Source organism: Maritalea sp. YIW29, assembly GCF_057219265.1.
This window is the reverse complement of the sequence record NZ_JBXVVF010000002.1, coordinates 373,819-396,461: the sequence shown is the minus strand read 5'-3', so window position 1 is coordinate 396,461 and position 22,643 is coordinate 373,819. Positions and strand designations below refer to the sequence as shown.

The window sequence follows — 22,643 nt, the reverse complement described above, 5'->3', positions numbered from 1 at the left end:
GTGACGACGCGCCAGCAGCTGAAGTTTTTGCTCAACGACCAAATGCTTGAACTTGAAAATGTTCCAGCAACCCAAACGCTTCTCGATTATCTTCGCTTGGAACGCACATTGCGTGGCACCAAAGAAGGGTGCGCAGAAGGCGACTGTGGGGCGTGTTCGGTGCTTGTCGGGCGGCTTGATAATGGCCGCGTGAAATATGAAAGCGTAAATTCGTGTATTCGGTTTGTCGCTTCGCTTGACGGGTGTCACATCGTGACGATCGAGCACCTAAAGGGCAAAGGTGGTGAACTGCACCCAATCCAGCAAGCGATGGTTACCCATCATGGTTCCCAGTGCGGATTTTGCACGCCGGGATTTGTGATGTCGCTTTATGCCATGTGGATGAATGAAATTGACCCAGATGTGGCGCTGGTGGAGCGATACTTGCAGGGCAATCTATGTCGATGCACTGGATACGCTCCAATCGTAAATGCTGCGCTCGATATTACAGCGAACGGCAAGCTTGAAGATGATTATCTAGTTGCAGAGCGCGAAAGCATTGCGGCGCAGCTATCTGAAATTCAAGACAAACAAATGGTTGAAATTTCTGATGGCAAAGAGCAGTTTTTCTCTCCAGCAACACGGGATCAATTCGCCTCCATTTACGCCGCGAACCCTGAAGCAACGATTGTAGCCGGATCGACAGACGTTGGACTTTGGGTCACCAAGCTCATGCGCGAAATTTCGCCGGTGATTTTTACGTCACGCCTCAGCGATTTCCGAAATATAGAAGTTGGTGACAAGTCCATCAAAATCGACGGCGGTGCAAGCTATACAGATATGCTAGAAACGATAGACGACTATCTGCCTCAACTGTCTCAATTCTGGCGCCGTATTGGTGGCGAACAAGTGCGCAATATGGGCACAGTCGGCGGCAACATTGCCAATGGATCGCCGATTGGCGACACACCGCCGCCACTGATCGCGTTGGGCGCGACAGTGACGCTGCGCAAAGGCGATGAGCGCCGCACGATTGATTTAGAGAAATTTTTTGTCGACTATGGCAAACAAGATCGCGAAAAAGGCGAGTTTGTTGACACCATTGAAATTCCGCTCCCAGCCGAAGATCAAATTTTTGCTGCCTATAAAATTTCAAAACGGCGGGATGAAGATATTTCTGCAGTCTGCGCAGCGTTCAGCGCGACAATTGATGATGGGCGGATTAAGGACATTCGCATCGCTTTTGGCGGGATGGCCGCAACACCCAAACGTGCCAGCGCGGTGGAAAGTGCCCTAGTGGGTGCACCATGGTCGGAACGCTCCGTCATGGACGCGAAACAGTTCTTTGCAAATGACTTCAAACCACTTTCAGATTGGCGTGCGTCCGCCGACTACCGCCTTTCGGTTGCGCAGAACCTTTTGGAACGCTTTTACGTTGAACATGCTGATGAAAACTCTTTCAGCCTCGACGATCTGGCGCGTGCTGCGACTTTGGAGGCAGTGCTATGAGTGAGACTATTAAAGGCGGCACCCACCAATCTGTTGAACATGAATCAGCACGCAAGCACGTGGCGGGCCGGGCAGAATATCTTGATGATATGGCTGAACCGGCAGGCACACTACACGCCTATCTTGGGCTTTCAACTTGTGCGCACGGCAACATCACTTCGATTGATTTAGATGCTGTTCGCGCAGCGGAAGGTGTTGTTGATGTTCTAACAGAGCATGACATTCCTGACACAAATGACGTCAGCCCGACGGGGCTGAATGACGAGCCAGTATTTGCGAAGGGTAAAGTCCATTTTTATGGTCAACCGATATTTGCGGTGATTGCCAAAACCCGCGAACAAGCTCGACGTGCCGCGCACAAAGCCGATGTTCAATATGAAGCGCTTGAGGCGCATTTGGATGTGAAATCCGCTGATAAAGCGGGTGGGGAAATGGTCACCAAACCACTTAAATTGAAACGTGGCGACCCCAAACCAGCACTTAAAACCGCCCCTTTGCGTATTCAGGGTGAAATGGAAATCGGCGGCCAAGATCACTTCTATCTTGAAGGCCATATTGCAATGGCCATTCCGGGTGAAGATGATGAAGTGACCGTGTTTTCATCGACCCAGCACCCAACTGAAATTCAGCATATGGTCGGCCATGTGTTGGGCGTGCCATCCAACGCAGTGACTGTGAATATACGGCGCATGGGTGGTGGCTTTGGCGGTAAAGAAACCCAAGGCAGCTTGTTCGCGGCCGTTGCGGCGCTTGCAGCAAAAAAGCACAATTGCGCGGTCAAAATTCGCCCTGACCGAGACGATGATATGGTGGCCACCGGCAAGCGGCATGATTTTGTTGCCAGCTACGATGTTGGCTTTGATGAACAGGGAAAAATTCTGGCGCTCGACGCAGATTTCGCCGCCCGTTGCGGCTTTTCTGCCGACCTGTCCGGACCAGTTACGGACCGGGCATTGTTCCATGCGGATAATTGCTATTTCATTCCAGATGTTGAATTGCGATCAAAACCGCTAAAGACGAACACCGTTTCCAATACAGCCTTTCGAGGCTTTGGCGGGCCGCAGGGCATGATTGGTGGCGAGCGGGTGATTGAAGAAATCGCATATGCATTGGGCAAGGACCCGTTGGAAATTCGCCGTGCAAATTTCTACGGTGGTGAAGGCGAAAACCTAACGCCTTATCATCAAGTCGTTGATGACAGCATTATCGAGCGGATTGTTGATGAGCTTGAAGAAAGTTCTGACTATCAGGAACGCCGCCAGGCAGCTATTGAATTCAACAAATCCAACCGCATTCTAAAACGCGGCATTTCTCTGACGCCTGTTAAGTTTGGCATCTCATTTACGGCCACTTGGTACAACCAAGCTGGGGCATTGGTGCATGTTTATTCAGATGGATCGATCCAACTCAACCACGGCGGCACCGAGATGGGCCAAGGCCTTTACACTAAAGTGGCCCAAGTGGTCGCCGATGAGTTTCAAGTCGATTTATCGCGCATAAAAGTTTCGGCAACCCGTACCGACAAGGTGCCGAACACGTCGGCCACCGCTGCGTCGTCAGGCACTGACTTAAACGGAATGGCTGCCGCAAATGCCGCACAGCAGATCAAACAGAGATTTGTAGATTTCGCTGTCGAGAAACATGGCGTTAGCGCCGACGAAGTGAGTTTTGACAACAATCATGTGGTGATTGGCGAAAACCGCATCGCTTTTGATAGTTTCGTCAAAGACGCCTATATGAACCGTGTGCAACTCTCAGCGGCCGGGTTTTACAAAACGCCAGAAATTCACTGGAACCGTGATGAAGGCAAAGGCAAGCCTTTCTATTATTTCGCCTATGGGGCAGCTGTTTCGGAAGTCGTGATTGATACCCTAACGGGTGAATATTTCGTCGAGCGGGTGGATGTGTTGCATGATGTGGGGCGCTCGATCAATGAAGCCATAGATAAAGGCCAAGTTGAAGGCGCGTTCGTGCAAGGCATGGGCTGGCTCACGACCGAAGAACTCTGGTGGTCAAAAGATGGTCAGTTGAAAACCCACGCACCATCGACATATAAAATTCCACTCGCCTCAGACCGGCCGCGCCAGTTCAACGTCAATCTGGTCAATTGGTCAGAGAACAAAGCACGCACCATTCGGCGCTCTAAAGCCGTGGGCGAACCGCCCTTTATGTTGGCGATCTCGGTGCTCGAAGCGCTGTCGATGGCGGTGGCATCAGTTGCGGATTACAAGACATGCCCAAGGCTTGATGCGCCAGCAACTCCTGAACGCGTGTTGATGGCCGTGCAACGGCTCAAAGGTGCGTAGTAAATGCGCCTAACCACCGATCAAATACAGAGCTTCATCCAAGATGGACCCTCGATTGACGTTCAAATTGCGAACGTTAAAGGTTCCACGCCACGCGAAATTGGTGCGTGGATGCTGGTGAACGAAAGTGCGATGGTCGGGACCATCGGCGGTGGTCAGCTCGAATACATGATGATCGATGAAGCGCGAAAAATGCTGCGTCACCATACTTCTCAAAAGACGCTGACGGTGCCATTGGGGCCTGAAATTGGTCAGTGCTGTGGCGGACAAGTTGAATTGTCTCTATCACAAGTCTTAGATGAAAATAGCGTTCTTGCACGGCTTGAAAGTGAACAAGCTTGCGAACCTGAGGTACTGATTTTCGGCGCAGGTCATGTGGGCAAAGCGCTGGCCAAGGCATTGGCGCTTCTCCCGGTAAAACCAATCCTCATCGATCAACGAGCGCACGAGCTGCCAAGTTACGAGAACGTCGAAACTCGACTTTCCCCATTGCCCGAAGCTGAAATTCGTAGCGCAAAGCCGGGAAGCGCAATTGTCGTGTTGACCCATGATCATGCGCTGGACTTTTTGATATCTGGTGAGGCACTGGCAAGTGGCGACTTTGCCTATGTGGGCATGATTGGTTCAAAGACAAAACGTGCAGTCTTTTCAAATTGGTTGCGTGATGCATATGATGCCAGCATCTTGGCAGATGGGTTGACCTGTCCGATTGGTGGAAGTGCGTCGAAAGACAAACGACCAGAAGTGATTGCCGCACACGTGGTGGCCGAAGTTTTGAGTTCATTGGATGCGTATGCGAAATCCGGCAAGCAAATTGAATTAGAGGGAGCGCAACATGCCAAATAGCGCGATTATGTTTGAATGGCTCAGCTTTGGTGTTCGGTGGCTGCACGTCATCACTGGTATCGCCTGGATCGGTTCTAGCTTTTATTTCATTGCGCTTGATTTGGGGTTGCGCAAGCATGATCAATTGCCCAAAGGCGTGCAGGGTGAAGAATGGCAAGTGCATGGCGGCGGCTTCTACCATATTCAAAAATATATGGTCGCGCCGGCTAATATGCCCGAACATCTCATTTGGTTTAAATGGGAAGCCTACACGACGTGGCTTTCAGGTTTTGCCATGCTCGCCATTGTCTATTATGTCGGCGCTGACCTTTATCTGATCGACCGCAATGTCTTGGACGTCTCTGCTCCCGTCGGCATCGCCATTTCAGTCGCTTCGATTGGCCTTGGTTGGCTGATTTACGATCAGCTCTGTAAATCAAAATTGGGCAAATCTGATATCGGCTTGATGGTGTTTTTGTTCATCACCTTGGTGGCGATGGCCTGGGGCTACACCCAACTGTTCACCGGCCGTGCGGCTTTGTTGCATTTAGGTGCGTTCACCGCGACGATTATGTCGGCAAACGTGTTCTTCATCATCATTCCGAACCAAAAAATCATCGTTGCTGACTTAAAGGCAGGAAAGTCGCCAGACCCGGCTTTGGGCTTGCAATCCAAACAGCGCTCAGTGCACAACAATTACCTGACATTGCCGGTTCTGTTCTTGATGCTCTCCACCCATTATCCGCTCGCGTTTGCCACCGAATACAATTGGGTGATCGCTGCACTGATTTTCTTGATCGGCGTGCTAATCCGGCATCACTTCAACACCAAGCACCTAAAAGGCGAAAGCCTTTTGTGGCCCTGGTTTTTGTCTGCAGTTCTCTTCATCATGATCATGTGGCTTTCCACAAGTCCAAAAGTTGGCGGCATGTCTGAAGGTGATGTGGCAAGTGCGGAAGCACAAATTCATATGGCCTCAGCACATTTTGAAGAGGCGCGAGACACGGTGATGGGACGTTGTTCCATGTGCCATACGGTCGAACCGGTTTGGGAGGGCTTAAACCAAGCGCCAAAAAATGTGCTGCTCGACAGCGATATTGCCATCGCAGCCAACGCCCATGAGATTTACATTCAGGCCGGGCGCTCCCACGCTATGCCGCCGGGCAATGTAACCGATATTAGCCAAGAAGAACGCCAATTGCTTGTTACTTGGTTTGAAAGCGCAAATAAGGGCACTTAAAATGACAGCAAGAATTTTGCGTGGCCGCGTCTTGAGCTTCAACGACGCGCCAAAAGCGCGCGATGACAAAGATTGCTACACCTATATTGAAGATGGCGCCTTGCTGATTGAGCATGGCAAAATTACTGCCCGTGGCGAATTTGCCGACGTTAGAAATGGCGCTGCAACCGACGTCGAAATCATCGATCATCGTCCATATATATTGATGGCGGGCTTCATCGACACGCACATTCATTTTCCGCAAATGCAGGTGTTGGCGTCCTATGCGGGCTCGCTTTTGGAATGGCTAAACACCTACACATTCGTCGAAGAGCAACGGTTCGGCGACCTTGCTCATGCCCGCAAAATTGGCGCGAGTTTTTATGATGAATTGGTACGTCACGGCACAACAAGCGCTGCCGCCTATTGTTCGGTTCATCCGCAGTCAGTAGATGCGTTTTTTGAAGAAGCAGAAAAGCGCAATATGTTGATGATTGGCGGCAAGGTGATGATGGATCGCGAAGCGCCGGAGCTGCTGACTGATACCCCGCAATCAAGCTATGATGACACGAAAGAACTGATCGAAAAATGGCACGGCAAAGGCCGCGCGCACTATGCGATCACCCCCCGATTTGCCATCACCTCAACGCCCGCCCAAATGGAAATGGCGCAAGCATTGGCAGGCGAGCATCCTGACCTGCATATCCAAACCCATTTGAGCGAAAACAAAGCAGAGATTGAATTCACCAATTCGCTTTACCCGGATGCTGGTGACTATTTCGGTATTTATCAGCACTATGGGCTGGCGGGTGAAAAGTCGCTGTTTGGGCACTGCATTCACCTTGAAGACCGAGAGCGGGACGCGATGAGTGAAACAGGTTCAGTAGCAGTATTCTGCCCGACATCAAACCTGTTCATCGGCTCGGGTCTTTTTGATTGGGAGCGGGTGGCTGGACCTGAGGGCATAGGGCGTATTGCCCTCGCAACAGACGTTGGTGGCGGCACCAATTATTCAATGCTTAGAACGCTCGATGAGGGTTATAAAATCCTCAACTTGCAGGGCCAACGCATGAACCCGCTCACGTCTTTCTATCAAATCACATTGGGCAATGCCCGCGCGGTTTCGCTGCAAGACCAAATTGGTACTTTGGATGTGGGCACCGATGCAGACATTGTGGTGCTCAACGCCAATGCAACACCCGCAATGCAAGTTCGAATGGAAACCGTCACGACCTTGGAAGAGGAACTGTTCCTCATGCAGACGGTGGGCGACGATCGGGCAATTGTAGAGACATATGTGGCCGGTGAGGCCATGAAGTCGGCGCTCTAATAGCTAATCCACAAAGTCAAACGCGTCCACGTCAAACAGACCGCGATCTGTCATCTTGAGATGGGGGATCACGGGGAGGGCGAGGAAGGCCACTTGCAGAAATGGTTCGGGCAATACGCAGCCAAGATCATGGGCGGCAGTGCGTAGTTTTTCCAGTTCATGGGCCACATCTTCAAATGCGAGTTCGCTCATCAATCCGGCAATGGGGAGTGCCAATTCGGCGATCACTTCGCCCTTGTCGGCAACAACAAAACCGCCGCGCATTTCAATTATCCGGTTGGTGGCAACAGCCATGTCTTCGTGGGTTGCACCGATCACGGTGATATTATGGCTGTCATGGCCAACCGAAGAGCCTATTGCGCCCCGTTGAAGACCAAAGCCTTTTACAAACCCATGCCCGATATTGCCGTTTTTGCCATGCCGCTCCACAACGGACACCTGCACTGCATCCTGCTTCACATCAGGGAAAAGAACGCCGTTCTCAACGGGCAAAACCCCTTCTTCGCGGAAGGTTAAGATCAAGCCCGGCTTTACGCCCATCATCGGGGTGAGATTGCGCCCTGGCTTAACCGGCACTTTGAAATTTTCAGCGGATTGGCGTTGAGCTTTCATGGATTGCAATCCGACTGGCTCGACATGCCCACGCTGTGCAAAACGTTCTTCTGTCACTAACGCGCCGGACATGATCACGTCGGAAACCGCGCAGGTTTCCAAATTGTCCAATAGTGCAAAATCGGCTTTCCACCCCGGTGCGACCATGCCTCTATCCTTGAGACCGAAGATACGGGCAGCTGACGTGCTTGCGGCGCGATAGACATGGTGGGCCGGGCAACCATTGGCGATGAGGCGTCGGATAAGACTGTCCAAATGGCCTTCTTCGTGAATATCGAGCGGATTGCGATCATCGGTGCAAAGCGCCATGAAGCTGGACGTGTTCTCGTCGAGCACTTCGGCGAGGGCATTAAGGTCTTTGGAAACGGATCCTTCACGGATCAAAATCGCCATACCCTTTTTCAGTTTCTCGCGGGCTTCAGTCGCGCTGGTCGCTTCATGGTCTGTGCGGATGGCAGCCGCCAAATAGCCATTAAGGTCATCGCCCGATAAAAGCGGTGCATGTCCGTCGATGTGGCCATCTTGGAATGCGTGCAGTTTGTCGATCACTTCAGGTGCCGTAGCGAGAACGCCGGGAAAGTTCATAAATTCGGCTAGCCCAATAACGCTTGGATGATCGCGGTAGGGCAGTAAATCTTCGATCAGCAATTCCGCGCCAGACGTTTCAAACGCTGTCGCAGGCACGCATGAAGAAAGATTGATTTTGATATCCATCACGCTTCGCTCGGAACTGGCGAGGAAATATTCGATGCCCTCTTTGCCCAGTACGTTCGCGATTTCATGTGGATCACAGATCGCGGTGGTCACCCCATAGGGCAAAACGCAACGATCAAACTCTAGCGGTGTGACGAGCGAACTTTCAATATGCAAGTGGGTGTCGATAAATCCAGGCACGCAAAACCGCCCCACCCCATCAATCTCTTTTTCGCCCTCATAGGTCGAGTGTGTGCCCACAATGCGGTCAGCGACGATGGCAATATCGGATGTTGCGATTTCCCCGGTCATGACGTCCAAAAGACGCACATTTTTGATGACGAGATCAGCGGGCACTTTGTTCGCGCCGGCTTTAATCATGCGGGAAAGGGTGGCTTTATCAATCAATGAATTTGTCATGCGCAAATATAAACTGAATGCGGATCAATTTCTAGAGTCTAGACCAAGGCTCTTGACCGTTTAATCAAATAATTTGGGCAAAAGAAAAGGCGGCCTGAAGACCGCCTTAACTTAAAAATTTGATTTGCTTATTGTGGCAATTGATCGTCTACGCCTTCAACATAGAAGTTCAAACCGAGCAATACGCCATCTTCAGCAATTTCGCCGTCGGTCAGCCAAACAGAACCGTCTTGTTTCATAACTGGGCCTGTGAACGGGTGAAGCTCGCCTGAACTTACAGCCGCTTCCGTTGCGATCGCCATATCTTTCACATCATCTGGCATATTGGTATATTCAGCCATCTGCAAGATGCCTTCTTCCAGACCATCCCAAGTCGATTGGGTTGCCCAAGTGCCGTCCATTAAATCTTGTGTACGCTTGATATAGTAAGCGCCCCAAGTATCGATGATCGCGGTCAATTGGGTTTTAGGACCTGCAGAAATCATATCGGAGGCTTGACCAAATGCTTTGATGCCGCGTTCTTCTGCAACTTGCATTGGGCCAGTGGAGTCGGTGTGCTGTGTCAAAATGTCAACACCTTGGTCGATCAGCGCTTTTGCAGCATCAGCTTCTTTACCCGCATCAAACCATGAATTCACCCAAACAACTTTTAGTTTGAAGTCCGGGTTTACGCTTTGAGCCCCCAATGTGAAGGCGTTAATGCCCTGCACAACTTCTGGAATTGGGAATGAGGCGATATAGCCTGCAACGCCTTTTTCAGACATCTTCGCAGCGATTTGGCCTTGAATGTAACGGCCCTGATAGAAACGTGAATTATAGCTCGTTACGTTTTCTGATGTTTTGTAGCCCGTTGCGTGTTCAAATTTTACGTCTGGGAATTTGGCCGCGACTTCGATTGTTGGGTCCATAAAGCCAAAGCTTGTCGTAAAGATCATCTTACAGCCAGAACGTGCGAAACGCTCGATAACCGCTGTGGCCTGAGGACCTTCAGCTACGTTCTCGATAAATGGTGTTTCGATCTTGTCGCCAAAATGGGTTTGAAGCTCTTGGCGGCCAATGTCGTGTGCTTGTGTCCAGCCACCATCCGTCTTTGAACCAACATAAACAAAGCAAACTTTGGTTGCGTCAGCAAAAGCGGCGGAGGCCATGCCAACGGTCATTGCTGCAACGCCAGCAAGCCCGATCATTAGTTTTTTCATGACTTTTCTCTCCTGTTAGATATTTTCTTTAGCCAATAGACGATTCTATCGGTCTGGTACAAATGGTCTACCCAGCATGGCTGGCGTATTGATTAGTGTGAGGCGCGTATTCTGAGAAATCAGCACAAGCACCACAATCGTCGCGATATAAGGCAGCGCAGTCAAAAGCTGCGGCGGAACGGCAACACCCAGCGCTTGGGCATGGAGCTGGCCAATGGAAACGGCGCCAAACAAATAAGCCCCAGCCAAAACTCGCGCTGGTCGCCAAGAAGCAAACACCACCAAGGCTAGCGCGATCCAGCCCCGCCCCGCACTCATATTTTCCGTCCATTGCGGTACATAAACCAGAGATAAGTGCCCGCCTGCCAGACCCGCACATGCGCCGCCAAACATCACTGCCAAATAACGATACCGCAATACTGGAATGCCCAAGGCATGGGCGGAGATGTGATTGTCGCCAATTGAACGCAACGTTAGCCCCGCGCGACTGTTAAACAAAAACCAACTCACCGCGACAACCAAAATTATGGACATGTAAAAAATTGGATCTTGCCCAAACAATAATGGCCCAACAAATGGCAGTTCGGACAGACCTGGGATCGAGATGTTTGTCAGTTTAACGCCTGCTTGCCCAACGAACGGTTCGCCCAAAAGCCCTGAAAGCCCAAGGCCCAAAATCGTCAGCGCCAAGCCTGTTGCGACCTGATTGGCCGCTAGGGACAAGGTGAGCACTGCAAAGGCCAACGATGTTATCGCGCCAAAGGCAATGGCCGCCAATATGCCCAACCATGGATTGCCTGTAAGGTTTGCCGCAGCAAATCCGCCGACCGCACCCATGATCATCATGCCCTCAACCCCAAGGTTCAAAACGCCGGAACGCTCGACAACCAGCTCGCCAATAGCGGCAATCAAAAGTGGTGTGGCCGCGGTTGCGATCGTGAAAATGATAGCAGTTGTAATATCCATCATGCGGCTCCTTTTGCTGGAGTGGGTTTCGCGCCGATCAGTCGAATGCGGTAAAGGATGAGCGTGTCACAAGCGAGCACGAAGAACAGGATTAACCCCTGAAACACCCGAGCCACCTTATCCGAAACCCCAAGGGAAATTTGCGCCGCTTCGCCGCCAAGAAATGTGAGCGCAAGGACCAACCCCGCTATGATCGCACCAATTGGGTTCAAGCGACCAAGAAAAGCAACAATGATGGCTGTAAAGCCATAGCCCGGCGATATGGTGGGCCGCAATTGCCCCGTTGCGCCGGCAACTTCAACGATCCCGGCAAGGCCTGCGGTGGCCCCAGCAACCAAAAACGCAAAGAACACCATTTTGTTGGCGTCAAACCCAGCAAAACGCGCGGCCCGTGGGCTTGCACCAATAACCTTGACTTGAAAGCCCTTCATGGTTTTCGCCATCATCACCCAAATGATGAGCGCGACGATGATGGCAATGACAAAGCCAAAGTTTGCGCGACCATCCGCGGGGATCATTTCTGGGATACGGGCAAAGGCATCAAATCGCCGGGTTTCGGGAAAGTTTAGACCTTCAGGATTGCGCCATGGGCCGCGTACCATCCAATCAAGAAACAGCTGCGCGATATAGACCAACATCAAGCTGGTCAGAATTTCGTTGGTCTTAAATTTGGTTTTGAGCAATGCAGGAATGCCTGCATATGCCATACCCCCCAAAGCGCCCATGATGATCATTAAAGGCAGAACAAAAGGGCCGGAAAATTGCGGTAGCATCACCGGCAGAATTGATCCGGCCATACCGCCAATGATCATTTGCCCTTCAGCGCCAATGTTCCAATTGTTGGACTGATAGCAAATGCAAAGCCCGGCCCCCATCAATATGAGCGGCGCGGCTTTGATCAACAATTCATGCACGCTCCACATTTCGCTGATGGGTTCAATGAAATAGGCGTAAAGCGCTTGCAAAGGCGGCTTGCCAAGAATTGAAAACATAATCGCCCCAGCAACCAACGCTAGCGCGAGCCCGATTAGCGGCGATAGATAAGTCATCAAGCGCGATGGTGCGCTTCGCTTTGTAAGTTCCAGCCTCAACTTATTCCCTTCCCCTCAATGAAATGCCGTTGGCCTTTTTGCTAGGCCGGTTCCAGCTCTCCACCTGTCATTTGTAGTCCAATTTTGTGTCGGTCTGTCGAACGTGTCGGCACAAACGGCGATAATTTGCCTTCGCTTAGCGTTGCAATGGCGTCGGACACTTCAAAAAGCTCGTCCAAATCTTGTGAGATCACCAAAACCGCCGCGCCCTTTGCGGCTAAGTCGACCAAGGTCTGGCGAATATGCGCAGCCGAGCCAGCGTCAACACCCCATGTGGGCTGGTTGACCACGATGATTTCGGCGATGCCCATCACTTCGCGGCCCAAGACGAATTTTTGCAAATTCCCACCAGATAGTGACTGCGCTGCCGGGTCTGCAGATCCTTTGCGCACGTCAAAATGCGCGACAATTTCATCTTTGACTTTGCGTGCTTTGCCGCGGGACACGAAGGGCCCATTGTTCAAATTTTTCTGTAACCCATGGCGGGTTAGAATGACATTTTCACTCAACGAAAACTCTGGAACAGCGGCATGGCCCAGCCGTTCCTCGGATATATACATGGCGCCCATTTTGCGGCGGTTTTGAATGCCAATATCGCCGACTTCTTCGCCTTTGATGAGGACATTTTCGGGTAAGCTCAGTCGTTCGCCGGATATGGCGTCAAAAAGTTCGTTTTGCCCATTCCCCGCAATCCCCGCGATACCGGATATTTCACCGGCATGCAGCATGAGGTTGATGTCTTTGAGGTCGGTTTCAAATCCTGTGAAACCCGCAAGGTTAAGCTTTTTCACCTGAAGCATGACCTCGCCGTTCGCCACGGCAACGTCGCGTGGCGAGATTTCATGAATGTCGGAACCAACCATCATTTTGGCAAGACTGATCGGGGTTTCATCCGCTGGCGCACATTCACCAACGACCTTGCCGTGGCGCAAAATAGTTGCGTTCTGGCAAAGAGCCTGCACTTCGGCCAATTTGTGTGAGATATAAAGGATCGCTTTGCCTTCATCCGATAAACGACGCAGCACCTTGAACAGGTCTTCGGCTTCTTGCGGTGTCAGAACGGAAGTTGGCTCATCCATGATGATCAATTTGGGCTGTTGCAAAAGGCAACGCACAATTTCAACTCGCTGGCGCTCGCCAACCGACAGATCGTGAATGCGTGCATCGGCCTTAAGCGGTAGGCCATACGATGCTGATATTTCTTCGAGCTCTTTGCTGACTTGGCGCAAGGACTTGCCCGGTGGCAATGCCAATGCCACATTTTCCGCAACGGTTAGCGCATCGAACAAAGAAAAATGCTGAAACACCATGCCAATGCCCAAATCCCGCGCAGCGGCTGGGTTTGGAATATGCACGGCTTTTCCTTGCCAAACAACACGGCCTTCATCAGGCTGTAGACTGCCATAAAGCATCTTAACCAGCGTGGATTTCCCCGCGCCATTTTCCCCCAATAGGGCGTGAATTTCACCGGCTTCGATCGCCAGTGAAATTTGGTCATTAGCCTTAAATGATCCGTAGTATTTTGAAATGCCTTCTAGATTTAGAAGGACCTCCCCCTCAGCCAAAGCAGTACTCCACATTCCTCCCGAATATGAGGTAAAGTATGTCGGCAATGATTTAAAGTAGCAAGGGAAGTTTAGCGTTCAAGCAAGACTTTTTTATCAAAAAGTCAAAAATTTTAACTTTTCAAGAGATCTGTATACTTGAAGTTTGGCGAATTTCGCACATGTTAGCGACACATATTGAGCAATTCGTTGCTCGTACCTAAGATGTTGTTCGAGCGGTGGTGGGCAAGTTCTAGCTGCTCCTGGCTCGACTTCATTGAAGAGTTCAAGTTTGATAATTCGCTGCTGACGGACTGCGCGGCCTGCTGGTTTTGCGCAACAGGAGCGTCCATGGTCTCAATATCTTTGACCAATTTGCTGACCGTGCGGACCAATGCGTTCAATTGCGCGCTGGTATTGGTTGTTTGTTCGCGATCGTCCATGACGCGCTTTGCCAGCTCTCCACTTTCGCCACTACTGGCTTCCAGATTGGTTAGAATTTCCGCAAGCGTTTCAAGATTTTCAGAGTTTTGCGCTGCAAAGCCTTGGATTTCATCGGCAAGTGTTTTCACCGCGGTCGCGATAATGGCAAAACCTTTGCCCTTTTCGCCGGCCCGTGCGGCTTCAACACTAGCATTTAGCGACAGCAATTGAGTTTCCCGCGCAATTTGCGATATCGAAACGGACGTCACTTGCACTTTTTTCACGGTTTCATCGATTGAACTCAGCGTATCTTTGAACCCAAGGGCATTTTTGCTGAGTTGGCCCAACTTTTCGGCGCTAGAGTCGACGCAGGATGAAATTCTCTCGCCGCTATCAGACAAGATATCGCGGGCTTCTTGCGCAGACTGTTTTGTTTCAGCCATGCAAGACGTAAGTTTCTGGTTGGTTTGGTCAATATGGCGCGACGCTTCAACAGCTGCACGCATGTGCTTGGTCTGTGCTTTCCCAATTTCGCCCAGATCGCCGATGCTCGCCTTCACCTCGCCAACTTGTGCGTTCAGCCGAGATGCGTGCATATTTAGCGCGCCGAATTTGTCGTTCGCGCGGTCATCTTGATCTTGGGATAGACGGTTTTGCATACTGGGTTCTCCAACCTTTGTCGGACAGTGTCCCAATATAGGTAATAAATCGTTTACGTTTTGAAATGGGACCGGATTTTCCCATCACGATCGTTGAATACCTCAAGAAAAGATCATCAAAGGCTTTTCTAAGAGCGATTTGATGCGTTGGATGAACACCGCCGCGTCCCAACCATCCACCACACGGTGGTCAAAACTGGATGACAGATTCATTTTGTTGCGTGGCACAAATTTGTCGCCATCCCAGTGGGGTTTGATTTCCATCTTGTTGACGCCGATGATCGCGACTTCTGGATGATTAATCACTGGCGTTGTCACCACGCCACCCATTTTGCCAAGCGAAGTGATGGTGATCGTTGATCCCGTGAGTTCCTCGCGCTTAGCGCTATTGTCTCGCGCGGCCTGCGCGAGCCGTGAAACTTCGCTTGCACTTGCCCAAAGTCCCAGCGACTGGGCGTCTTTCACCACCGGCACCATCAATCCATTGTCCGTTTGGGCCGCGATGCCAATATTGACCCCATGATGCTGATGGATAATCCCATTTTCATCATCATAATGCGCGTTTAACCCGGGCTGGTCTTCAATGGCCAACACCATGGCCCGCATGAGAAACGGCAACAGACTGAGCTTTTCTTGATGTTCTTCACGCGAACCATTCAGATTTTGGCGCAGGGATTCCAGCTCCGTCACATCAATCTCTTCCACATAGGTGATATGGGGAATGCGAGATTTGGCGATGCTCATCTGTTCGGCGATTTTTCGCCTCAGGCCGATGACCTTAACTTCATTGGTTTTGGCGTCAGTTGGCTTGTTGTAGGGCACAGGTGCCAAAGCGCTGGTTGATTGCAGACCCAGCAAATGTCGATCAAGATCTTCGTGTGTGACGATCCCATTTGGGCCAGAGCCATTAAGCGTTGAAAGATCAATGTTCAAAAATGTGCCGCGTTTGCGCACAGCAGGCGAAGCCAGAAACTTTCCTGTTGGAGTAGAAATTTCGCTAGCACGCGAAATCGCTGCTTCGTCCTTGTCGTCGATGATGACAATCTCATCTTCTTCTGTTTTGGCTTCAGGTTGAACCTCAGGTTCTGTCGCTTCACCGTTGTCGTCACCAAGAACAGTAATTTTGATGAGATCAGCACCCACCATAACCGTATCCCCGGTTTGAGCCCCTAGCCATGAAATCGTGCCTTGCACGGGAGAGGGAATTTCGACCGTGGCCTTGTCGGTCATCACCGCACCGATCACATCGTCTTCGGCGATGACATCGCCAACTTCAACATTCCATTCAACCAACTCAGCTTCTGCAACACCTTCGCCCACGTCAGGCAATTTAATAACATGTGTGCCCATTATTTTGCCTCCCCAGTTTCTGCATTTAGTGTTGCTTTAAGCGCCTTACCGACGCGATCGGGTCCGGGGAAATAATCCCACTCTTGGGCGTGAGGATAGGGCGTGTCCCACCCCGCAACCCGTTTAACGGGTGCTTCAAGCGAATAAAAACAATGCTGTTGCACAAGGGCACAAAGTTCAGCGCCAAAGCCTGAGGTCAGCGTCGCTTCGTGTACGACAACACAGCGACCGGTTTTTTCGACGGACATTTTGATGGTCTCAAGGTCGAGCGGCAAAAGGCTGCGCAGATCGATGATTTCTGCATTGATATCTTGTTCTTTGGCCGCCGCTTCCGCAACAAAGACCATGGTGCCATAAGTCAAAATGGTGACGTCCGTTCCAGACTTTACAACATTTGCCTTGCCGATTGGCACGCTGTAGTGCCCTTCAGGCACTTCGCCCATTTCATGCTTGGTCCAAGGGGTGACGGCTTCTTCGTGGTGGCCATCAAACGGGCCATTATAAAGCCGTTTCGGTTCCAAAAAGATTACAGGATCATCATCTTCAATCGCCGCGATCAACATGCCTTTGGCATCAAATGGGTTTGAAGGGATAACGGTTTTTAATCCACTGACATGGGTGAAAATCGCCTCAGGGCTTTGCGAGTGGGTTTGCCCGCCAAAAATGCCGCCGCCAGTTGGCATGCGTATAACCATCGGGCAGGTAAACTCGCCGTTTGAGCGGTGTCGCATGCGGGCAGCTTCGGACACAATTTGATCATAAGCGGGTAAAACATAGTCGGCGAATTGGATTTCAATGCAGGGGCGTTTGCCATAGGTCGCCATGCCAATGCCGGCGCCGACAATGGCGCTTTCATTAATTGGGGCGTCGAAGCACCGTTCTTTGCCGTATTTTTCTTGCAATCCTTGGGTGCAGCGGAACACGCCGCCGAAATATCCAACATCTTCGCCGAAAACCACGACATCTTGGTCTTGGTCCATTTTGACATCCATCGCATCGCGGATGGCTTCAATCATTGTCATGCGTGCCATGATCTAGCCCTGCCTTTCAAATTCAATGCGCTGGCGCACCAGATGTTCGGGCATGGTTTTATAAACGCCCTCAAACATTTTCTCAGGATCAGGTCCTTGCCCCTTGTGGAGCGTGCCGTATTTTTCGGCTTCCTTCTGGATCTTGATGATTTCGCTTTCAATCTCGGCCTGAGCTTGCACAAAGCGTTCTTCTGTCCAATCTGAGTTTTCAATCAGATGAAGTTTTAGCCGTTCAATCGGATCGCCCAATGGCCAAGCGTCTGACTCTGTTTGCGGTCTGTAGGCGCTAGGGTCATCTGAGGTTGAGTGTGCGGCAACTCGATAAGTCACCCATTCGATTAAGGTCGGTCCAAGATTTTTGCGGGCGCGTTCAGTGGCCCATTTTGAAGCGGCCAGCACGGCCAAATAATCGTTGCCATCAACTCGAATGGAGGGGAAGCCATAACCAAGTGCGCGGGCGGCAAAGGTGGTGTTTTGACTGCCGGCAATCGAGTTGGAGGAAGAGATCGCCCATTGGTTGTTTACAACGTTTAGTACAACCGGTGGCTTGTAAACCGAGGCAAACAACATGCCCGAGTGAAAGTCTGTTTCTGCGGTTGAACCGTCGCCAATCCAAGCGGAAGCGATTTTGTCGTCGCCTGAAATAGCAGACGCCATAGCCCAGCCCACTGCTTGAATATATTGGGTGCCCAAATTGCCCGAAATGGTGAAAAACCCATGTTCCTTAAACGAATAAAGACCGGGCAATTGATGGCCATCCAACCCATCTTTTTCGTTCGAGTAGATTTGGCACATCATGTCAAACATGGGTGCCTCAGCTGCAATCAGCAGGCCTTGTTGTCGGTATGTTGGGAAGTTCATGTCGCCGGGTTTCAACATACGTTGGAACCCGGTGGCGATGGCTTCTTCGCCGGTACATTGCACGTAAAAAGACGTCTTGCCCTGCCGTTGCGCAGTTTGCATTCGTTGGTCAAATGCGCGGGTGATCATCATGTCTTTTAAGCCACGCATAAGGTTTTCATCAGTTAGATCATCGCCCAGATAGTCTGCCCAAGGTCCAACGGCGGCACCATTCCGGTCCAGCACGCGGACAATGGAGTAAGCCATGTCGCGCATATCTTCAGCATCTGTGTCAATGTTGGGGCATCGCGTTTCCCCGGCGCGTGGAATGTGAATATGAGAGAAGTCAGGTTTGTCACCCGGACGCCCCGGAGGTTCGGGTATGTGAATGCTGAGTGGGCCTTTAGCCCCCTTATCGTCGTGATCCGCCATTATTCCCTCCAAGACTGCCACAAATGCATTATCGCGCAGTGCGAAAGCGTTTTTCCACTAAAGTTCAGCAGACAAATGGCCATTTTTGGGTATAATCACTAATATTGGCCCATAAAACAGGAATAAATCTATGCTGGATGAGCTTGATAGAAAGATAATCTCTATTCTTCAGCAGGAGGGGCGGATTCGCACGATTGATTTGGCACAAAAGGTTGGTCTTTCCCCAACACCGTGCGCGCGCCGGGTCGTCAAACTTGAAGAAGAAGGCGTCATCACCGGCTATACGGCGACCGTCAATCAAGACCGGTTGGGACTTCCAATTTCGATTTTTGTGTCGGTGGAGCTTGAAAATCAGGGGGCTGACGCGCTGGCGAAATTTGAGAGCGAAGTGGTTTCGTTTGAAGAAGTGATGGAATGTTTCATCATGACCGGTTCGCAAGATTTTTTGATGCGGGTGGTCGCCGCAGATCTCGCATCATATGAGCAGTTTTTGCAGGACAAACTGACGAGGGTGCCCGGCATTCGGATGATCAGGTCTCGCTTTGCCCTTCGCCGGATCGTTAAACGCAACCGGCTACCTGTCGTCTCCTGATACGCTATGGGCCATGCCAGCTATTCGGTGACAGCTGACATGAAAAAATTGTTTGGATTGCAGCCTACTGCCAAAGCGCCAAAATCACGGAAAGGATGACGATGAGGGTTGCTTGACTGCCAATAGCCATGCTTGCTGCCGACCAGCGGCGCAAAAAGGCATAGCCCGGCAAGGCTGTGGCAATACAGAAAAATGCGGCGATGAAAATGCCAAATTGAAGGCCGCCTGTAAGTGAGTTAATACCAAGGCTACGCTGCAAGGTGGCAAGGCCTAACGTGAGGCCAATAACGCAGACCAGTCCGATGCCATATGTATAGCCTGGAATTTCTTTTGCATGTTGCTGCTTGTCAGCAACGCCATAGGCGCGGGCCCAAGGCTCGCCAAAAAGCACAAGAAACCACACGGTCAAAAACGCCTGCCCAACGACAATACATGCCAAAATTGCGAACCAGTTTAAATTTGTTAGATTGAAGTCCATTAGAATTCCTCTAGATAAAAGTTTGATTTGGCGCCTAACTAGGCTAGCGGCGCGGATTTATGGCGAATCTATCTCGCTGTTTTCGTTCAAATAATTCTCAAAAGCTGTGAACACCGCATTCCAGCCGCGCTCAAAAAGCGCGACCTTTTCAGGCCACTTGTCGCCCAAGGCACTATCTGCTTCTGAGTGAATAACGTTCACTACGGTTTGTTCGCCGTTCGCGACAAAATTCACCTCAACCATGGTCGGCGCGCTAATTTTGCCCGGGTTCCAAGTGTAGCGAATGCAATTGGGTGGCTGGTAGGCAAGAACTTCACCCAAAATCGCTTCGTCGCCGGTTTCACTTCGTTCAAAAAACCGTCCGCCCACATGGGCCTCGAGTTGCAGTTTTGAATTTGGAAATCGCTTGTGACTTGGTGGCCACCACATATCGACAAAAGTGGTAAATACATCAAATGCATGTTCAACCGGACAGTTAATGTGAACTGTTTTTTCAAAATTTTTATTGCTCATGATTGTCCGTTTTATGAAGATTTTCTGCGACCATTCGAAACCGACCAAGGGCTTCTGTCCAAAAGCGATCTAGCCAAAGATGGGCATGCTCAAAACCCGTTGCGTCAAGTTGATAGATGTTCTGCGCGCCCTTGGTTTCATAAATCACTAGGCCCGCATCCTTGAGTAACCTCAAATGTTTTGACACTGCCGGGCGGCTGATTGGGAGTTGTTTTGCAAGGTCGCCCGCCGTGTGTGGTTGGGCCAGCAGCATCTCAATAATCTCCCGCCGTACGGGGTTTCCAATGGCGTCCAATGCAAGTGTTTGAGCTGTTTTGTGCTGAGGTATGGCATTTGGCATGGTGAGCAAATGGTCCGATTTGGTGGATGATGTCACGTAATTTCAAAGTTACCGTTACTTTGAAGTTACCAACTTACCTGAACATGTCAAGCGTCTTGCGGGCGAGGTAGGAACATGATTTTCAGAAAATTGTAGATTTTGCTTGAATTGATAGGTGTAGTGCATATATAACACACCAATACAGTATCAGAATTATGCGTAGCGGACCGTGAGAGAAAATTGACTCTTACCCCCACAATGCCACATAATCTTTGCAACTGTTCAAGCGATCAGATCCGCCAACTATTTGTCACAATTGATTGTTAGGAAGCGCTGATCTAAACACGGTCAAGTCGTTTGGTCTTTTAACATCGCCAGCGCAATTTGAATTTGGGAAGCCGTAAATCATGCAAAATACTAAAACTCGCGGGGCCCGTGGGCTCAAAACCATCCTGCTGGCCGGGGTTGCAACCCTAGCTCTGGGGGCAAATGTTACTTTGGCGCAAGATAGTGCCACGTCGACAACGACGGAAATGGAAACAGTTTCCTCTTCGGCAATAAAGTTCAACCTTGAAGTTGGCGCAATTGACGCTGTTGAGTCAAACGTTGACGCGCTTACAATTCGCAATGTGATTTCAGGTGAATTGGTTGAAAATGCACAAGCTTTGGCGGGTTTGACCGCAAAGAGCATCTTCATTCCAGAAATCAAACTGACTTATGAAGTTGAAGTTGATGGCGAAGCGACAAACAGCGTTTTCACCTTTAAGAATATCGCACTAACAAACATCAAAGACGGTGTGGCACAAACAGCTTCCATGGAAACAGTTTTGGGTACGATTGAACCAACAAAAGCTGGCATGGAAAATGGTATGGGCGAAGAGGTCAAATTTAGTTTTGGCCAGTCAACGATCACGCAATTCAATCTTGGCGCCCTGCTTAATGCTTATGGTCTAATTACCCCAAGCAGCAATGAAATGGTCACTGTATACCAAGACTATATTGTTGCTGGCGGCACATTGGATGCGGGGCCACTCCATTGCGACATCGGCAAATACCAGTCTGGTGAATACCGTGCGCGGGCCATGAAAGTGTCCTATCCAGAACTTATGGCATTGGCAACGGAAATGGAAACCAGCAATGGCGAGCCATCACCTAGCCAAGTTGTGAAACTCTTAGATTTCTATGCAGACATGCTTTATGCATTCGAATCTTCACCAATAACTTTTGATGGTTTGACATGTGCTGGCGAAAAAGATGGCACGGCAGTCGACATCAAATTGGGTGAAACTGTGATGGGCGCCATGGGTGATGGCATTTATCCTGAGATCTCAATTAGCGATCTTGAAGTGAAAGTTTCAGGCGAAGAAAACGTTGATTTCAAGCTTGGCAACTTCACCATCAAGCAGATTGATTTCGCACCAACCGTTGCGGCATACGAAGCCATTGAAGACATCACTGCAATTGACGAAGAATGGTTTGCGGAAAACTTCCGTTCATTCATCCCTGCATTTGAAGGTTTCTCTATCTCAGGCTTCTTCGCAGGCGTCCCAGACAAAGATTCAGGCGAGCAAATGGTTGTCGAAATGGCGGACTTTGACGTAAGCCTAGGCAATTATGTGAATGGTATTCCTGCGGATATTTCGCTTTCTGCATCAGGTGTGCAAGCCGATCTGCCGGAAAACTCAAGCGAGCCAGGTGTTCAGCAACTTCGCGCTTTGGGCATTGAACGTCTTAACTTAGGTTACGATTTCACGCTAAGCTGGGATGAGGCAACTGAGGTTATCGACCTAGCAAGGCTTATGATCACTGGTGAGCAACTGGGTACAATTGATGTGTCTGGCGAATTGGTCGGCGCAAGCAAAGAGTTGTTCGCAACTGATCCTCAAATGGCAATGATTGCAGCAATGGGTCTTGGCATTACCGAGTTGGACATCAATATGGACAACCAAGGGTTCCTTGATATTGCTCTTGCACAAGCTGCTGCGGAGCAGGGCGCGCCTGTTGATGCATTCCAAACTCAAGTCTCTGCGCTTGCAAAAGGCATGATCGTTGGCTTGCTTGGCGGTGTTGATCAAGCAGTTGATCTTGGCGAGGCAGTCTCTGGCTTCCTTTCTGGTGATGCTAAAGAGGTGAGCATCAAAGTCACTTCGAAATCTGCAAGTGGTGTTGGCATGCCCCAAGCAATGGCATTGCAAGCTGACCCAACTCAAGTTCTTGAGTTGGTAGATATTGAAGCAAGCGCTCAGTAACTCAAAAAGGTCAACCACCCCCTATTTGGGGGTGGTTGGCGACTTTTCTCACCTAAAATTTTTC

19 protein-coding genes are annotated in these 22,643 nt (G+C 50.4%); 7 read left to right on the top strand and 12 right to left on the bottom strand.

Annotation, left to right across the window (positions count from 1 at the left end; genetic code table 11):
• Genes xdhA through guaD form a run of 5 tightly spaced genes read left to right on the top strand, consistent with a single transcriptional unit; the run spans position 1 to position 7,168 of the window.
• Positions 1-1,488 carry a xanthine dehydrogenase small subunit gene (xdhA, locus tag AC2D8L_RS11025; protein WP_484685533.1) on the top strand — a complete coding sequence of 496 codons (1,488 nt, stop codon included), beginning with the start codon at positions 1-3 and terminating at the stop codon, positions 1,486-1,488.
• Positions 1,485-3,794: a xanthine dehydrogenase molybdopterin binding subunit gene (gene xdhB / locus AC2D8L_RS11020; RefSeq protein WP_484685532.1), complete on the top strand. Its 2,310-nt coding sequence runs from the start codon at positions 1,485-1,487 to the stop codon at positions 3,792-3,794. The genes xdhA and xdhB overlap by 4 nt, the downstream gene beginning before the upstream one ends.
• Positions 3,795-3,797: 3 nt before the next feature.
• Positions 3,798-4,640 (top strand): xanthine dehydrogenase accessory protein XdhC, encoded by an 843-nt coding sequence (gene xdhC, locus AC2D8L_RS11015; RefSeq protein WP_484685531.1) that lies wholly within the window; start codon positions 3,798-3,800, stop codon positions 4,638-4,640.
• Entirely contained in the window at positions 4,630-5,859 is a 1,230-nt protein-coding gene (locus AC2D8L_RS11010) for a urate hydroxylase PuuD (protein WP_484685530.1), read from the top strand. The genes xdhC and AC2D8L_RS11010 overlap by 11 nt, the downstream gene beginning before the upstream one ends.
• 1 nt (position 5,860) lies before the next feature.
• Positions 5,861-7,168 carry a guanine deaminase gene (guaD, locus tag AC2D8L_RS11005; RefSeq protein ID WP_484685529.1) on the top strand — a complete coding sequence of 436 codons (1,308 nt, stop codon included), beginning with the start codon at positions 5,861-5,863 and terminating at the stop codon, positions 7,166-7,168.
• A gap of 3 nt (positions 7,169-7,171) precedes the next feature.
• Here the strand turns inward: guaD and ade are convergent, their stop codons facing one another.
• The 9 genes from ade to AC2D8L_RS10960 form a co-directional block, all read right to left on the bottom strand.
• Complete coding sequence (gene ade, locus AC2D8L_RS11000; protein ID WP_484685528.1) at positions 7,172-8,893, bottom strand: adenine deaminase; 1,722 nt, start codon at positions 8,891-8,893, stop codon at positions 7,172-7,174.
• A gap of 128 nt (positions 8,894-9,021) precedes the next feature.
• Entirely contained in the window at positions 9,022-10,092 is a 1,071-nt protein-coding gene (locus AC2D8L_RS10995; RefSeq protein WP_484685527.1) for a BMP family ABC transporter substrate-binding protein, read from the bottom strand.
• 45 nt (positions 10,093-10,137) lie between these two features.
• Positions 10,138-11,058, bottom strand: coding sequence for an ABC transporter permease (locus AC2D8L_RS10990; RefSeq protein ID WP_484685526.1), 921 nt, complete (start codon positions 11,056-11,058; stop codon positions 10,138-10,140).
• The gene (locus tag AC2D8L_RS10985) at positions 11,058-12,149 is read right to left on the bottom strand and encodes an ABC transporter permease (RefSeq protein WP_484685525.1); all 1,092 of its coding nucleotides are present in this window, start codon (positions 12,147-12,149) and stop codon (positions 11,058-11,060) included. The genes AC2D8L_RS10990 and AC2D8L_RS10985 overlap by 1 nt, the downstream gene beginning before the upstream one ends.
• A gap of 41 nt (positions 12,150-12,190) precedes the next feature.
• Positions 12,191-13,714: an ABC transporter ATP-binding protein gene (locus AC2D8L_RS10980; RefSeq protein ID WP_484685524.1), complete on the bottom strand. Its 1,524-nt coding sequence runs from the start codon at positions 13,712-13,714 to the stop codon at positions 12,191-12,193.
• Between the two features lie 164 nt (positions 13,715-13,878).
• Positions 13,879-14,775 carry a methyl-accepting chemotaxis protein gene (locus AC2D8L_RS10975; RefSeq protein WP_484685523.1) on the bottom strand — a complete coding sequence of 299 codons (897 nt, stop codon included), beginning with the start codon at positions 14,773-14,775 and terminating at the stop codon, positions 13,879-13,881.
• 102 nt (positions 14,776-14,877) lie between these two features.
• The gene (locus tag AC2D8L_RS10970; RefSeq protein ID WP_484685522.1) at positions 14,878-16,125 is read right to left on the bottom strand and encodes a dihydrolipoamide acetyltransferase family protein; all 1,248 of its coding nucleotides are present in this window, start codon (positions 16,123-16,125) and stop codon (positions 14,878-14,880) included.
• The gene (locus AC2D8L_RS10965) at positions 16,125-17,156 is read right to left on the bottom strand and encodes an alpha-ketoacid dehydrogenase subunit beta (RefSeq protein WP_484685521.1); all 1,032 of its coding nucleotides are present in this window, start codon (positions 17,154-17,156) and stop codon (positions 16,125-16,127) included. Before AC2D8L_RS10965 ends, AC2D8L_RS10970 begins: the two co-directional genes overlap by 1 nt.
• A gap of 3 nt (positions 17,157-17,159) precedes the next feature.
• A complete protein-coding gene (locus AC2D8L_RS10960; RefSeq protein WP_484685520.1) occupies positions 17,160-18,428 on the bottom strand; it encodes a thiamine pyrophosphate-dependent enzyme in 1,269 nt (422 codons plus the stop codon).
• A 130-nt stretch (positions 18,429-18,558) separates the two neighbouring features.
• On the opposite strand from AC2D8L_RS10960, the gene AC2D8L_RS10955 reads away from it, so the two are divergent.
• On the top strand, positions 18,559-19,020 hold the full coding sequence (locus AC2D8L_RS10955) for an Lrp/AsnC family transcriptional regulator (RefSeq protein ID WP_484685519.1): 462 nt from the start codon (positions 18,559-18,561) through the stop codon (positions 19,018-19,020).
• A gap of 64 nt (positions 19,021-19,084) precedes the next feature.
• Here AC2D8L_RS10955 and AC2D8L_RS10950 read toward each other — a convergent pair whose 3' ends face one another.
• From AC2D8L_RS10950 to AC2D8L_RS10940, 3 genes are read right to left on the bottom strand one after another with little or no spacing between them, the layout of a single operon-like run.
• Positions 19,085-19,498 carry a DUF1761 domain-containing protein gene (locus AC2D8L_RS10950; protein WP_484685518.1) on the bottom strand — a complete coding sequence of 138 codons (414 nt, stop codon included), beginning with the start codon at positions 19,496-19,498 and terminating at the stop codon, positions 19,085-19,087.
• Between the two features lie 57 nt (positions 19,499-19,555).
• Complete coding sequence (locus tag AC2D8L_RS10945) at positions 19,556-20,011, bottom strand: SRPBCC domain-containing protein (RefSeq protein WP_484685517.1); 456 nt, start codon at positions 20,009-20,011, stop codon at positions 19,556-19,558.
• Positions 20,001-20,387: an ArsR/SmtB family transcription factor gene (locus AC2D8L_RS10940; RefSeq protein ID WP_484685516.1), complete on the bottom strand. Its 387-nt coding sequence runs from the start codon at positions 20,385-20,387 to the stop codon at positions 20,001-20,003. Before AC2D8L_RS10940 ends, AC2D8L_RS10945 begins: the two co-directional genes overlap by 11 nt.
• A 350-nt stretch (positions 20,388-20,737) precedes the next feature.
• On the opposite strand from AC2D8L_RS10940, the gene AC2D8L_RS10935 reads away from it, so the two are divergent.
• A complete protein-coding gene (locus AC2D8L_RS10935; protein WP_484685515.1) occupies positions 20,738-22,579 on the top strand; it encodes a hypothetical protein in 1,842 nt (613 codons plus the stop codon).
• The last annotated feature ends 64 nt before the right edge of the window (positions 22,580-22,643 follow it).